Annotated in this window: 11 protein-coding genes; 7 read left to right on the top strand and 4 right to left on the bottom strand. The window is 61.4% G+C overall.

Translation table 11 applies throughout. The annotated features are described in order from the left end of the window. The first annotated feature begins 36 nt into the window (after window positions 1-36). The 3 genes from thrC (at window position 37) to ACODSJ_RS12935 (ending at window position 3,408) form a co-directional block, all read left to right on the top strand. A complete protein-coding gene (gene thrC, locus ACODSJ_RS12945) occupies window positions 37-1,446 on the top strand; it encodes a threonine synthase (RefSeq protein WP_489102098.1) in 1,410 nt (469 codons plus the stop codon). A 119-nt stretch (window positions 1,447-1,565) separates the two neighbouring features. Then, window positions 1,566-2,957, top strand: coding sequence for a transporter substrate-binding domain-containing protein (locus tag ACODSJ_RS12940; RefSeq protein WP_489102097.1), 1,392 nt, complete (start codon window positions 1,566-1,568; stop codon window positions 2,955-2,957). 163 nt (window positions 2,958-3,120) lie between these two features. Then, window positions 3,121-3,408: a DUF3509 domain-containing protein gene (locus ACODSJ_RS12935; RefSeq protein WP_489102096.1), complete on the top strand. Its 288-nt coding sequence runs from the start codon at window positions 3,121-3,123 to the stop codon at window positions 3,406-3,408. A 264-nt stretch (window positions 3,409-3,672) separates the two neighbouring features. Here the strand turns inward: ACODSJ_RS12935 and ACODSJ_RS12930 are convergent, their stop codons facing one another. Continuing rightward, a complete protein-coding gene (locus ACODSJ_RS12930; RefSeq protein ID WP_489102095.1) occupies window positions 3,673-4,872 on the bottom strand; it encodes a CaiB/BaiF CoA transferase family protein in 1,200 nt (399 codons plus the stop codon). Window positions 4,873-5,019: 147 nt separating this feature from the next. Here ACODSJ_RS12930 and ACODSJ_RS12925 point away from each other — a divergent pair, with 147 nt between their 5' ends. The 3 genes from ACODSJ_RS12925 to ACODSJ_RS12915 all read left to right on the top strand — a co-directional run bounded on the left by ACODSJ_RS12925 (window position 5,020) and on the right by ACODSJ_RS12915 (window position 8,822). Further along, complete coding sequence (locus ACODSJ_RS12925; RefSeq protein ID WP_260956467.1) at window positions 5,020-5,562, top strand: YaeQ family protein; 543 nt, start codon at window positions 5,020-5,022, stop codon at window positions 5,560-5,562. 172 nt (window positions 5,563-5,734) lie between these two features. Further along, window positions 5,735-7,444 (top strand): single-stranded-DNA-specific exonuclease RecJ, encoded by a 1,710-nt coding sequence (gene recJ / locus ACODSJ_RS12920; protein ID WP_489102094.1) that lies wholly within the window; start codon window positions 5,735-5,737, stop codon window positions 7,442-7,444. Window positions 7,445-7,715: 271 nt separating this feature from the next. Beyond that, window positions 7,716-8,822 carry an NADH:flavin oxidoreductase/NADH oxidase gene (locus ACODSJ_RS12915; protein ID WP_489102093.1) on the top strand — a complete coding sequence of 369 codons (1,107 nt, stop codon included), beginning with the start codon at window positions 7,716-7,718 and terminating at the stop codon, window positions 8,820-8,822. Window positions 8,823-8,911: 89 nt separating this feature from the next. On the opposite strand, the gene ACODSJ_RS12910 is transcribed toward ACODSJ_RS12915, so the two are convergent. Then, window positions 8,912-10,537, bottom strand: a complete 1,626-nt coding sequence (locus tag ACODSJ_RS12910) for a glucan biosynthesis protein D (protein ID WP_489102092.1) — start codon at window positions 10,535-10,537, stop codon at window positions 8,912-8,914. A gap of 358 nt (window positions 10,538-10,895) precedes the next feature. Here ACODSJ_RS12910 and ACODSJ_RS12905 point away from each other — a divergent pair, with 358 nt between their 5' ends. Next, on the top strand, window positions 10,896-11,081 hold the full coding sequence (locus ACODSJ_RS12905) for a hypothetical protein (RefSeq protein WP_489102091.1): 186 nt from the start codon (window positions 10,896-10,898) through the stop codon (window positions 11,079-11,081). 42 nt (window positions 11,082-11,123) lie between these two features. Here the strand turns inward: ACODSJ_RS12905 and ACODSJ_RS12900 are convergent, their stop codons facing one another. Together ACODSJ_RS12900 and ACODSJ_RS12895 are read right to left on the bottom strand one after the other, a co-directional pair. Next, entirely contained in the window at window positions 11,124-11,423 is a 300-nt protein-coding gene (locus ACODSJ_RS12900; protein ID WP_489102090.1) for a type II toxin-antitoxin system RelE/ParE family toxin, read from the bottom strand. After that, complete coding sequence (locus ACODSJ_RS12895; RefSeq protein WP_489102089.1) at window positions 11,386-11,649, bottom strand: CopG family ribbon-helix-helix protein; 264 nt, start codon at window positions 11,647-11,649, stop codon at window positions 11,386-11,388. Before ACODSJ_RS12895 ends, ACODSJ_RS12900 begins: the two co-directional genes overlap by 38 nt. Window positions 11,650-11,722 lie beyond the last annotated feature (73 nt).

The raw sequence follows: 11,722 nt of genomic DNA, 5'->3' as shown, positions 1-11,722 counted from the left end.
CTGACAGCTCGCAGCTCAAACCGAAGGTTTGCCCCTATGCGTTATATCAGCACCCGCGGCCAGGCACCGGCCCTGAATTTCGAAGATGTCCTGCTGGCCGGCCTGGCCACGGACGGCGGCCTCTACGTGCCGGAGAACCTGCCGCGCTTCACCCAGGAAGAAATCGCCTCCTGGGCCGGCCTGCCGTATCACGAACTGGCTTTCCGGGTCATGCGCCCGTTTGTCACCGGCAGTATTCCGGACGCCGACTTCAAGAAGATCCTGGAAGAGACCTACGGCGTCTTTTCCCACAACGCCATCGCCCCGCTGCGCCAGCTCAACGGCAATGAGTGGGTCATGGAGCTGTTCCACGGCCCGACCCTGGCCTTCAAGGACTTTGCCCTGCAACTGCTCGGTCGCCTGCTGGACTACGTGCTGCAAAAACGTGGCGAGCGCGTGGTGATCGTCGGTGCCACCTCCGGCGACACCGGTTCGGCTGCCATCGAAGGCTGCAAGCATTGTGAAAACGTCGACATCTTCATCCTGCACCCGCATAACCGCGTCTCGGAAGTGCAACGCCGGCAGATGACGACGATTTTCGGCGATAACATCCACAACATCGCCATCGAAGGCAACTTCGACGACTGCCAGGAAATGGTCAAGGCCAGCTTTGCCGACCAGGGCTTCCTCAAGGGCACTCGCCTGGTGGCGGTCAACTCGATCAACTGGGCGCGGATCATGGCCCAGATCGTTTACTACTTCCACGCGGCCCTGCAACTGGGCGGCCCGGCCCGTTCGGTGGCGTTCTCGGTACCGACCGGCAACTTCGGCGACATCTTCGCCGGTTACCTGGCACGCAACATGGGGCTGCCGATCAACCAGTTGATCGTCGCCACCAACCGCAACGACATCCTGCACCGCTTCATGAGCGGTAACCAGTACGTCAAGGAAACCCTGCACGCCACGCTGTCGCCGTCGATGGACATCATGGTGTCGTCGAACTTCGAGCGCCTGCTGTTCGACCTGCACGGTCGCAATGGTGCGGCGATTGCCGGCCTGATGGACAGCTTCCGCCAGGGCGGGGGTTTCAGCGTCGAGGCTGAGCGCTGGACCGAAGCACGCAAACTGTTCGACTCCCTGGCCGTGGACGATGAGCAGACGTGCGAAACCATCGCCGAGGTGTTCGGGCAGAGCGGTGAGTTGCTCGACCCCCACACCGCGATCGGTGTCCGGGCCGCCCGTGAATGCCGTCGCAGCCTGGACATCCCGATGGTGATCCTGGGCACGGCGCATCCGGTCAAGTTCCCGGAAGCGGTGCAGAAAGCGGGCGTAGGAAAAGCGCTTGAACTCCCTGCACATCTTTCTGATTTGTTTGAGCGAGACGAGCGTTGCACCGTGTTGCCTAACGACCTGAAGGCCGTGCAGGCCTTTGTCAGCCAGCATGGCAACCGCGGCAAACCTCTCTAAGCGCTGAAAGCTGTCACATTTTGAAGCCCGTCTCCTGACGGGCTTTCTTGTTTCTGCATGCCAAACTGGCCGGGTGTCGCCCTTGGAGGGGCGGGCGAGTCATCTCGAAGGATATGCAGATGTTGTTTTTTACCAAAGGCAAGCCAGCCCTGGGCTGGGTAATGGGCATGGCCCTGATGTATTGGGCGCAGGGGTGCAACGCGGCACAATTGGCGGCTTTCGAAACGCCACCGGCCAATCCCGGCGAGCGGCTGGTGTTGGACGCGCAGGAACTCAAGTGGATCAAGGAAAACCCCCGCGTCATCGTGGCCACGATGCAGTTTCCGTTGTACCTGTTCAGGAATGAATTGGGGCAATGGAATGGGTTGAACCACGACATTCTCCAACGCATTGCGCAAATGACGGGCCTTGAGTTCGTGCATCGAGAGTCGTTCTCCCCCGCAGAGTTGATGACGATGCTGGAAAATGGCGAGGCCGACATGACGACCCTGTTGGCAATGAATGAGGAGCGTCGGGATTTCCTGAGTTTCAGCCATGCGTTCGGCGGCTCCGGCTGGGTATTCGTCGGCCGTGACGGGGAGTCGATCCTGCACTCGCTGGAGCAGCTTGAAGGCAAGGTCCTGGCCTTGCCGGCACGGCATGCGTTGGAGGCACAGATCAGGCGTGACTACCCGGCCATCGAGTTGCGCACGACCAAGACGCTTGGTGAGGCGCGTGCGCTGGTGGAGAGTCGCGAAGCCTACGCCACCATCGAAAATGAAACCGGTGTGCACCTTTACCCTGCCGGACAGTTGCAGGTAGGAAGAGGCCTTGAGGGCCTGTGGGAGCCGGATTACCTGGCGGTGCGCCAAGACCTGGTCCCGCTGCTTAGTATCTTGAACAAGGCGCTGGAGGCCTTCCCGGCCGCAGAGATGCGTGCGCTGCGTTCCAAGTGGATGGCCGGTATTTTTCCGGAACCGCCGCCCTCGACCTGGGAAAGGCTGTCTGGCTGGGGCTACTGGTGCGTGACAATGGTCGTGCTGTTCGGCCTCCTGTCCTTGCTGTGGAACCGCCGCCTGAAGGTCCAGATCGACCAGCGTCTCAGGGCCGAAGCGGTTCTCAAGGATCAGTTGATGCTCCAGAACGCCTTGATGGACGCGGTACCCGATCCGATTTTCATCCGTGACCTGCAAGGGCGCCTGGTCATGTGCAACAAAAGCTATGAAGACCAATTTGCGACCCGTTTCGAGAAGTTGCGGGGCAAGCGGCTGGACGAATGTGTGGCGTTTCCGGCGGCCACCGCGCAACTGCTGCATGGGGAAGTGATGGAGCAGTTGCGAACCGGCCAGTCGCGATTCGTCGACCGTCAACTGATGTTCAGCGGCGGACTGCGGCAGGTCTACCACTGGTCGGTGCCTTTCTATGGGGCCGACGGGCAACTGCGCGGTCTGCTGGGGGGCTGGATCGACGTCGGGCGGCGCTGGCGTCGTACCGATCAGAGCCTGGCCTCAACCCCGAGGGTCTCGACCTGATCATCTCAGCGAAGGCTGTTGTTTACCTGTCATATTGGACGCGCATGCTCGATTGAACGGGTCCAAGGCGTGCCGGTTCGGTGCGCCGACGAACTTTGGACTGCACCGCGCGGTCATTGACTGTGTACATGCAGTTGTTTTCGGACTATTGAAGGGTGAGCGAATGGAAAGTATCAGCCTGTTGCTGGGTGAGGCCCTGAGCCCGTATCAAGTCACGCTGACGCCCTCCGGTGCCAAGGGTGAATGCCTGGTGACCTTGAAAAATGCCGCCGGGGCCATCATCGTCGAACGAGTCTTCCATCAAGCGCAATTGACCGACAAACGCCAACTGACGGATGTCGTCGACGGCTTGCACCGCGATGTATTGATCGCCGAAGGGCGCCTGGAGCCCTGCGTGATCGCGGCGCTGCGTAACCTGGCCCGCGACAAGGTCATGGCCGCGCCGAATTGACCCCGATTCTGTGGGAACCTTCCGACGTCTTGGCGAGTCAGACTGTTTACCAACAAGAGCAGGCATTGTGCTCCGGTGCTTGTCGCTTGTTGCACGGACCTTAGTGGTTTCGTTTAACCCCGAGTTGTCTCCCCACTTCTCGGGGTTTCTTTTTGCCTGGCGTTCAAGGTTTGGCGTGTTCTGCCAGATGCTAAAGCTTTTGTGGGAGCGAGCAGGCTCGCTCCCACAGTGGATCTCCAGTGATCACGATGTTTTTGTGGCGCTTCAAATAGCCCCGTCAGCGCGCAGCTTGGCGATCCCCTGCGCGTCGTAGCCCAGTTCAGCGAGTACTTGCCCGTTGTGCTCTCCCAGCGCCGGGCCGACCCATTCGGCGCTGCCCGGGGTGTCAGAGAGTTTAGGCACGATTCCCGGCATCTTGAACGCCTTGCCGTCCGGCAGCCTGGCCTGCAGGAACATTTCACGGGCAAGGAATTGCGGGTCGCTGAACATGTCCTCGGCGCTGAAAATCCGACTGGCCGGCACGCCCGCCTGGTTCAGCTGTTCGATGACGGTATCGAGCGGCAGCGAGTTGACCCAGCGATCGATAACGCCATACAGCTCGTCCCGCCGCACGTCCCGCCCATCGTTGCTGGCCAGTTGCGGATCCTCGGCCAGGTCGTCGCGGCCGATGACCTGCATGAAGCGCTTGAAGATCGCGTCGCCATTGGCGCCAATCTGCACATGCTTGCCGTCGGCGCTGGTGTGGATGGAGGAGGGGGTGATGCCGGGCATGATGTTGCCGGTGCGCTCGCGGATGAAACCGAACACGTCGAACTCCGGCACCATGCTTTCCATCATGGCGAAAATGGCCTCGTACAGGGCTACGTCCACCACCTGCCCGGTGCCGCCATTGATCTCGCGATGACGCAAGGCCATCAGGGCGCCAATCACGCCCCAGAGGGCGGCGATGGAGTCGCCGATGGAGATCCCGGTGCGTACCGGTGGGCGGTCCTCGAAGCCGGTGATGTAGCGCAGGCCGCCCATGGATTCGCCCACGGCGCCGAACCCCGGCTGGTCCTTCATCGGCCCGGTCTGGCCAAAGCCCGAGAGCCGGACCATCACCAGTTTCGGGTTCAATGCGTGCAGGACATCCCAGCCCAGGCCGAGCTTTTCCAGCACGCCGGGTCGAAAGTTCTCGATCAGGATGTCGGCTTCGCCGATCAGTTGTTTCAGGATAGCCAGGCCGTCCGGGTGCTTGAGGTTCAAGGTCACGGATTTCTTGTTGCGGGCCTGGACGAACCACCACAGCGAAGTGCCTTCGTACAGCTTGCGCCACTTGCGCAGCGGATCGCCGCCATCAGGCGATTCGACCTTGATCACCTCGGCGCCGAATTCGCCGCAGATCCTCGAAGCAAAGGGCCCGGCGATCAGGGTGCCGAGTTCGATGACTTTGACGCCGGCAAGGGGTTTGGCAGTAAGCGACATGACAGATCCTGTAGGACAAAGGCAGAACGGATAGAGCGTTTTATCATAGGCCAGTGTCGCTCGCCGCAGGTTGATGGTCGGCAATTCGTGGATTGCCCGCGTCATCGGTTAGACTTGCCGCCTTTCCTCGTATCAAGAAGCCCGTTCATGGCCCAGCCGTCCACGACTTACAAGTTTGAACTGAACCTCACTGACCTCGACCGCAATGTGTATGAGAATGTGAAACAGACCATCGCCCGCCATCCTTCGGAAACCGAGGAGCGCATGACCGTGCGCCTGCTGGCCTACGCGTTCTGGTACAACGAGCTGCTGTCGTTTGGCCGGGGTCTGTCGGACGTGGACGAACCGGCGCTGTGGGAAAAAAGCCTGGATGAACGCGTGTTGCACTGGATCGAAGTCGGCCAGCCCGATGCCGAGCGCCTGACCTGGTGCTCGCGCCGCACCGAGCGCACCAGCCTGCTGGCCTACGGCAGCCTGCGGGTCTGGGAAGGCAAGGTGGTTCCGGCGGTCAAGAACCTGAAGAACGTCAACATCGCCGCCGTGCCCCAGGACGTGCTCGAAACCCTGGCCCAGGACATGCCGCGAGTGATCAAGTGGGATGTGATGATCAGCGAAGGCACGATCTTCGTCACCGACGACCGTGGCCAGCATGAAGTCCAGCTGCAATGGTTGCTGGGCGAGCGCGGTTGAGCCATTGCCCCTGTATTAAGTGAACGCATTGTGGCGAGGGAGCTTGCTCCCGCTTGGGTGCGCAGCGCCCACAAAAAGGGGCCGCTTCGCCCGAACGCGGACCGGCCCAGCGGGAGCAAGCTCCCTCGCCACGGTCCAGGATCCAAAAAAATAGAGAAATGTCTGTTTTCCCATGCGCATAGAACCCCGCCCGCTACCCGACACCCTGCCGTTTCTCGGTGACCTTCCGCCGCTGTTGACCCGGCTGTATGCCGCCCGTGGCGTGCAGTCCGAGGCTGAACTGGACAAGAGCCTGGCGCGCTTGATTCCTTTCCAGCAGCTCAAGGGGATCGATGCGGCGGTGGACTTGCTGGTGGTGGCGCTGGAGCAGCGCCAGCGGATTCTGATCGTCGGTGACTTCGATGCCGATGGCGCGACGGCCAGCACCGTGGGCATGTTGGGGTTGCGCCTGCTCGGTGCCGCCCATGTCGACTACCTGGTGCCCAATCGCTTTGAATACGGCTACGGACTGACCCCGGAAATCGTCGAAGTCGCCCTGGTGCGCGAGCCGCAATTGCTGATCACCGTGGACAATGGCATTTCCAGCGTGGAAGGCGTGGCGGCGGCGAAGGCGGCGGGGCTCAAGGTGCTGGTGACCGACCACCACTTGCCGGGTCTTGAGCTGCCGGCAGCCGACGCCATCGTCAATCCGAACCAGCCAGGCTGCGAATTCCCGAGCAAGGCCCTGGCCGGTGTCGGGGTGATTTTCTATGTGCTGATGGCGCTGCGTGCGCGCCTGCGCAGCCTGGGTTGGTACACCAGCAAACCGCAACCGAACATCGGCGAATTGCTCGACTTGGTGGCGTTGGGCAGCGTGGCCGACGTGGTGCCGCTGGACGCCAACAACCGGATCCTGGTGCATCAGGGCCTGGAACGGATTCGCGCCGGCCGGGCCCGGCCCGGTATCAAGGCGATCCTTGAGGTGGCCAAGCGTGATGCCTCACGAATCACCTCCACCGACCTGGGCTTTATCCTCGGCCCGCGCCTGAACGCGGCAGGGCGCCTGGACGATATGAGCCTGGGCATCGAATGCCTGCTCACCGACGACGCGGCCCTGGCGCGGGAAATGGCGGCACAACTGGACGGCATGAACCAGGATCGCAAATCCATCGAGCAAGGCATGCAGCGCGAAGCCCTGGCCCAGCTCAAGGACCTGCCGGTGGAGTCGATGCCGTTCGGCTTGTGCCTGTTCGATCCGCAGTGGCATCAAGGGGTCATTGGCATCCTCGCCTCGCGAATGAAAGAGCGCTATTTCCGTCCAACCATTGCCTTTGCCGATGCCGGGGACGGCTTGCTCAAGGGCTCGGGTCGCTCGGTGCCGGGCTTTCATATCCGCGACGCGTTGAGCGTGGTGGCGGCGCAGCATCCGACCTTGATCAGCAAATACGGCGGCCACGCCATGGCGGCGGGGCTGACGCTGCCGGAGGCGAACTTTCCGTTGTTCGCCCAGGCGTTCGACGCCGAAGTGCGCAGGCAATTGCGCGAAGAAGACCTGACCGGCCGGCTGTTGTCGGACGGCACCCTGGCGGTTGAGGAGTTCCACCTGGAACTGGCCCGGGCGCTGCGCCATGCCGGTCCTTGGGGCCAGCACTTCCCGGAGCCGATGTTCCACGGCGTGTTCCAGCTGGTTGAGCAACGGGTGGTCGGCGAACGGCACCTGAAGGTGGTGCTCAGGAGCGAGTGTGGTTCGGTCAAGCTTGACGGCATCGCCTTCGGCATCGACCGTGAGATCTGGCCGAACCCCACTGTGCGCTGGGTCGAGTTGGCCTACAAGCTCGATCTCAACGAGTTCCGTGGGCAGGAAACGGTGCAGTTGATGATTGCCCACATCGAGCCGCGCTAGTCGATACGCCAACTGGCCTGATTTTTGAGCTTCTGAGCTCACAGGGGTTCAGGCCAGTGTTGAGTGAGCAGCATTGCGCCATACCGTCGGTTTTTAGGTCCTGAACCCTCCCGCCTTCCCGGTTGTCGACTAGTCTCTAAGCACTGGTTGATAGCCCTTGTGACGTCTTGTCGATTTTCGTTGCCCGCGGGGGCGGGTGTTGTCCCTTTTGTCACTCGTCGACTTTTCAAACAGAACCCTGGAGCCTGCCCACTGATTCGAGAGGTGCCCCATGAGTCTGCTGCTGGAACCCTATACCGTTCGCCAATTGACCCTGCCCAATCGCATCGCGGTGTCGCCGATGTGCCAGTATTCGAGCACCGACGGCCTGGCCAACGATTGGCACCTGGTGCACCTCGGCAGCCGCGCCGTGGGGGGGGCTGGTCTGGTCTTCACCGAAGCCACCGCCGTCACCGCCGACGGTCGCATCACCGCCCAGGACCTTGGGCTGTGGAACGATGAACAGATCGAACCCTTGCAACGCATCACCCGTTTCATTACCGCCCAAGGAGCCGTGCCGGGCATTCAACTGGCCCATGCCGGACGCAAGGCCAGCACCTGGCGACCCTGGCTGGGCAAGCACGGTAGCGTGAAACCGGCGGATGGCGGCTGGGTGCCGGTCGGTCCGTCGCCGATTGCCTTCGACCCGCAACACACCCAGCCGGCCCAGTTGGACGAAGGGCAGATCGCCGGGGTGATCCAGGCTTTCGTGGAGGCGGCCAAGCGGGCCCTCACGGCGGGCTTCAAGGTCGTCGAGGTCCACGCCGCCCATGGTTACCTGTTACATCAATTCCTGTCGCCGTTGAGCAATCAGCGGCGCGATCAATACGGCGGCTCGTTCGAGAACCGCATCCGCCTGGTGTTGCAGGTCACCGAAGCGGTCCGGGCCGTGTGGCCCGAGGAGTTGCCAGTGTTCGTGCGCGTCTCCGCCACCGACTGGGTCGAGGATGGTTGGAACCCCGATGAGACGGTGGAGCTGGCGCGGCGCTTCAGGACCCTGGGGGTAGACCTTATCGATGTGTCGTCGGGCGGCACGGCCGCGAATGCGGAAATCCCCACCGGCCCGGGCTACCAGACGCGCTTTGCCGAAAGGGTGCGCAAGGAGTCGGAAATTGCCACCGGCACCGTCGGCATGATCACCGAACCGGCCCAGGCCGAGCACATTTTGCGAACTTGTCAGGCCGACATCATTTTCCTGGCCCGCGAACTGTTGCGCGATCCGTACTGGGCGCTGCATGCCGATGATGACCTGGGTGGGCGCAAGGCCGTGTGGCCGGCGCAGTACCAACGGGCGACGCACCGGGACCAGCCGATCCATGAGTCGGATTTGCGCGATTGAGTGTTCGGTAAAAGCAAAAGCCCCGGGCGTCATTGGCCGGGGCTTTTGCTTATCTGGAATTGTGGGTGCTTGCACTGACGCAGCAGGGCTCAGGGATACTTGCGCTTATCCGGCGCCGGCGGGAAGTACTGGTACAGCCAGGTCTCGCTCAAGGTCCGGTCCTTGGTACGAATGAACAGGCGCATCTGCACCGGGTCTACGCGGTCGTCGGTCGGATACCAGTCGAAGGTGATGCGGTAGCCCTTGATCTCATCGAGCACCAACACGTTGAAGTCCTTGACCTCGCCATGGGAGCAGGTGACCACGGGTTCGATGCCGGTGCCCGGGGGCAGCTGGTCGAGGCCGCCGCCGCTGAAATCCACGGCGAAGCGACGTGCCCAGACGGTCGGATAATGCTCGCCTGGCGCCCAACCTTCGATGAAACCACCCATGCCGGAACGGGTCGCATCGACGTGCGCCAGGTCGGTGCTCACCGGGGGCAGGGCGCTCCAGTAGAGCTTGTAGCCATAGTTGAGCGAGTCGCCGGCAGCGACGGGTTTCTTCGGCGTCCAGAACGCGACGATGTTATCCAGGGTTTCGCCGGTCGTCGGGATTTCCAGCAGGTCGACCGAGCCTTCGCCCCAGGCCGTGGTGGGTTCGACCCACAGGCTTGGGCGCTTGCTGTACCAGTCCACGGTGTCCTGGTAGCTGGAAAAGTCATGGTCGGTCTGCACCAGGCCAAAGCCTTTCGGGTCCTTGTCGGCAAAGGCATTGAACTGCAGGGTGGCCGGGTTGTTCAGGGGACGGCACACCCACTCGCCGTTGCCGCGCCACATGGCCAGGCGGTCGGAGTCGTGGATCTGCGGGTGAATGGTGTCGCACATGCGCCGCTCGACGGTGCCACAACTGAACATGCTGGTCATCGGCGCGATCCCCAGTTGTTCGATGGCGGTACGGGCGTTGACGTGGGCGTCGATCTCCATCACCACGCGGGTCGGCTGGCAGTCGATGTCAAAACGATAGGCGCCGGTCGCGCTGGGGGAGTCGAGCAGGGCGTAGACCACGAAGCGGGTGCTGTTCTTGTCCGGGGTCTCGAACCAGAACTTGGTGAAGTCGGGGAATTCCTCACGCTTCTTGGCGTAAGTGTCGATGGCCAGGCCGCGTGCGGACAGCCCGTATTGGCCGGTGGCGTCCACGGCGCGGAAGTAACTGGCCCCCAGGAACGACAGGATATCGTGCCGGTCCAGCTCCGGGGCCTTGAACACCCGGAACCCGGAAAAGCCCAGGTCACCGGTCAGTTGCGACGTATTGACCGTGGTCTTCTCGTAGTTGAACAACTCCGGACGGAAATGCACTTCACGGGCCATCCGGGTTTTGGAGTCGACGCTGTACATGCGCACCGGCTGCTTGAAGCCCATGCCGACATGGAAGAACTGCACGTCCAATTGGCCGCCCAGCTTGTTCCACAAGGAATGCTTGGCGTCGTATTGAATGGCGTTGAACTGCAATGGCGACATCATTGCCAGGGTCGGCGGCAGGACTTGCTTGGTGTCGACGTAGCGGCCCTTGGCAAGTTGCCGGGCCTGGTCTTTCAGATCATTGAAATCGAAGGGACGGGCTTCGCCATCGGCAGTCTGGTCAGCAGCCCAGGCACGGGCGGCCATGAGCCCGTAGGCCGAAAGTCCGGTGTAGGCGGCGAAGGCCATGGAGGCCTTGAGCAGATTCCTGCGGTGCATAGATACAACCTTTCTCGAAGCAATTCCGTGCCGTTCCTGGCAACAGAGATCAGTGGAGGAGTTCGGACATGCCTTGGCCAAACGCGACGAACGTAGAACAGATGCCTGAGAATTGGATCGGTTCACCGAGGCGCAAAATCATAGGGGAAATACCCGCTTTGCGAGAAAAGAAAGCGAGGCTTAGTCAAATTTTCTTACAGATATTTCTTTTTTTGTGCCGATCATGATCTTTTTTGACTAATTACTCTAAAACTCCCTTTTCACGGGTTGAATCCTCCCTATTCTCTAGCGTGATAGACGACTCAGCCCGGATGCGGATGGCGCTATCAGGACTACTCGACGTACAGAAGGACAACTCATGACAAAAATACAGGGCATTACCCAAATGCTGGGGATCTTTCCAGGCCTGGCCAACCCGCGCCGGCCACGCCGGCTCAGCCTGGAAGAATTGAAACTGGTTGAACGCTATCGAGAGTTGTCGGAAAACGATCGGATCGCCATGCGCTACCTGGTGGATGCGATGCGCAGTGTTTCGCGGTTTTGAAGGGCGACGATCAGTGGCTGGGGCAGGGAGCACCGGTCGACGTCACTCCCTCGGCCAGTCCTGGGGACGTTCGGTGCGCTGGTGCAGTATTCGCAGGATCTGCAATTGTCCATGTATGAGCCGGTAGGGGGCAACGAAGGGATAGCGCGTCAGCACCAGCTCCCGAACATCCGGGACGACTGAAGGACGGCCCGACCCGGGAAAGCGTTGCAGTTGGCGCAGTGTCTCCAGGAGGGTGGTAATGACATCGTCAGCGCCTGCTGCGCCGATGGTGCTTTGGTAATGTTCGTGAATCGAGTCGAGGTCACTCTGCGCTTTGTCGGTCAGTACGATGCTCGGCACGCTTTGCCCACTTAGCCTTCACGGCATCCAGGTCGGTCAGGTTTCCAGCATCGGCGTCTGCGATGCCTTCGCTGATGGCTTGCAGATGCCAGGACTCGGCTTCCACATATCGAACCAATGCACGTTTGAGATGATATTGACGGTCGCGGTCGGTGGCGGCAGCCAGCAAATCCAGCTGTTGGGCCAGACCTTCTTCCACACGAAAGGATAAAACGGGCGAGGCCATGGCGAATCTCCGGGGGTGTATACATTGTAGACACCGTAGGTGCTGCCAGGATTTCCGTCAACCGGCCAACGTG

It is taken from the genome of Pseudomonas sp. FG6, assembly GCF_057809015.1.
This window is presented reverse-complemented; position numbering and strand designations above follow the sequence as displayed.

Bases quoted from the DNA above. Each gene is read 5' to 3' on its own strand.
- ACODSJ_RS12905 (WP_489102091.1), top strand. From the start codon at position 10,896: ATGACAAAAATACAGGGCATTACCCAAATGCTGGGGATCTTTCCAGGC.
- ACODSJ_RS12895 (WP_489102089.1), bottom strand. From the start codon at position 11,649: ATGGCCTCGCCCGTTTTATCCTTTCGTGTGGAAGAAGGTCTGGCCCAA.
- ACODSJ_RS12930 (WP_489102095.1), bottom strand. From the start codon at position 4,872: ATGTCGCTTACTGCCAAACCCCTTGCCGGCGTCAAAGTCATCGAACTC.
- ACODSJ_RS12940 (WP_489102097.1), top strand. From the start codon at position 1,566: ATGTTGTTTTTTACCAAAGGCAAGCCAGCCCTGGGCTGGGTAATGGGC.
- thrC (WP_489102098.1), top strand. From the start codon at position 37: ATGCGTTATATCAGCACCCGCGGCCAGGCACCGGCCCTGAATTTCGAA.
- ACODSJ_RS12925 (WP_260956467.1), top strand. From the start codon at position 5,020: ATGGCCCAGCCGTCCACGACTTACAAGTTTGAACTGAACCTCACTGAC.
- recJ (WP_489102094.1), top strand. From the start codon at position 5,735: ATGCGCATAGAACCCCGCCCGCTACCCGACACCCTGCCGTTTCTCGGT.
- ACODSJ_RS12910 (WP_489102092.1), bottom strand. From the start codon at position 10,537: ATGCACCGCAGGAATCTGCTCAAGGCCTCCATGGCCTTCGCCGCCTAC.
- ACODSJ_RS12915 (WP_489102093.1), top strand. From the start codon at position 7,716: ATGAGTCTGCTGCTGGAACCCTATACCGTTCGCCAATTGACCCTGCCC.
- ACODSJ_RS12935 (WP_489102096.1), top strand. From the start codon at position 3,121: ATGGAAAGTATCAGCCTGTTGCTGGGTGAGGCCCTGAGCCCGTATCAA.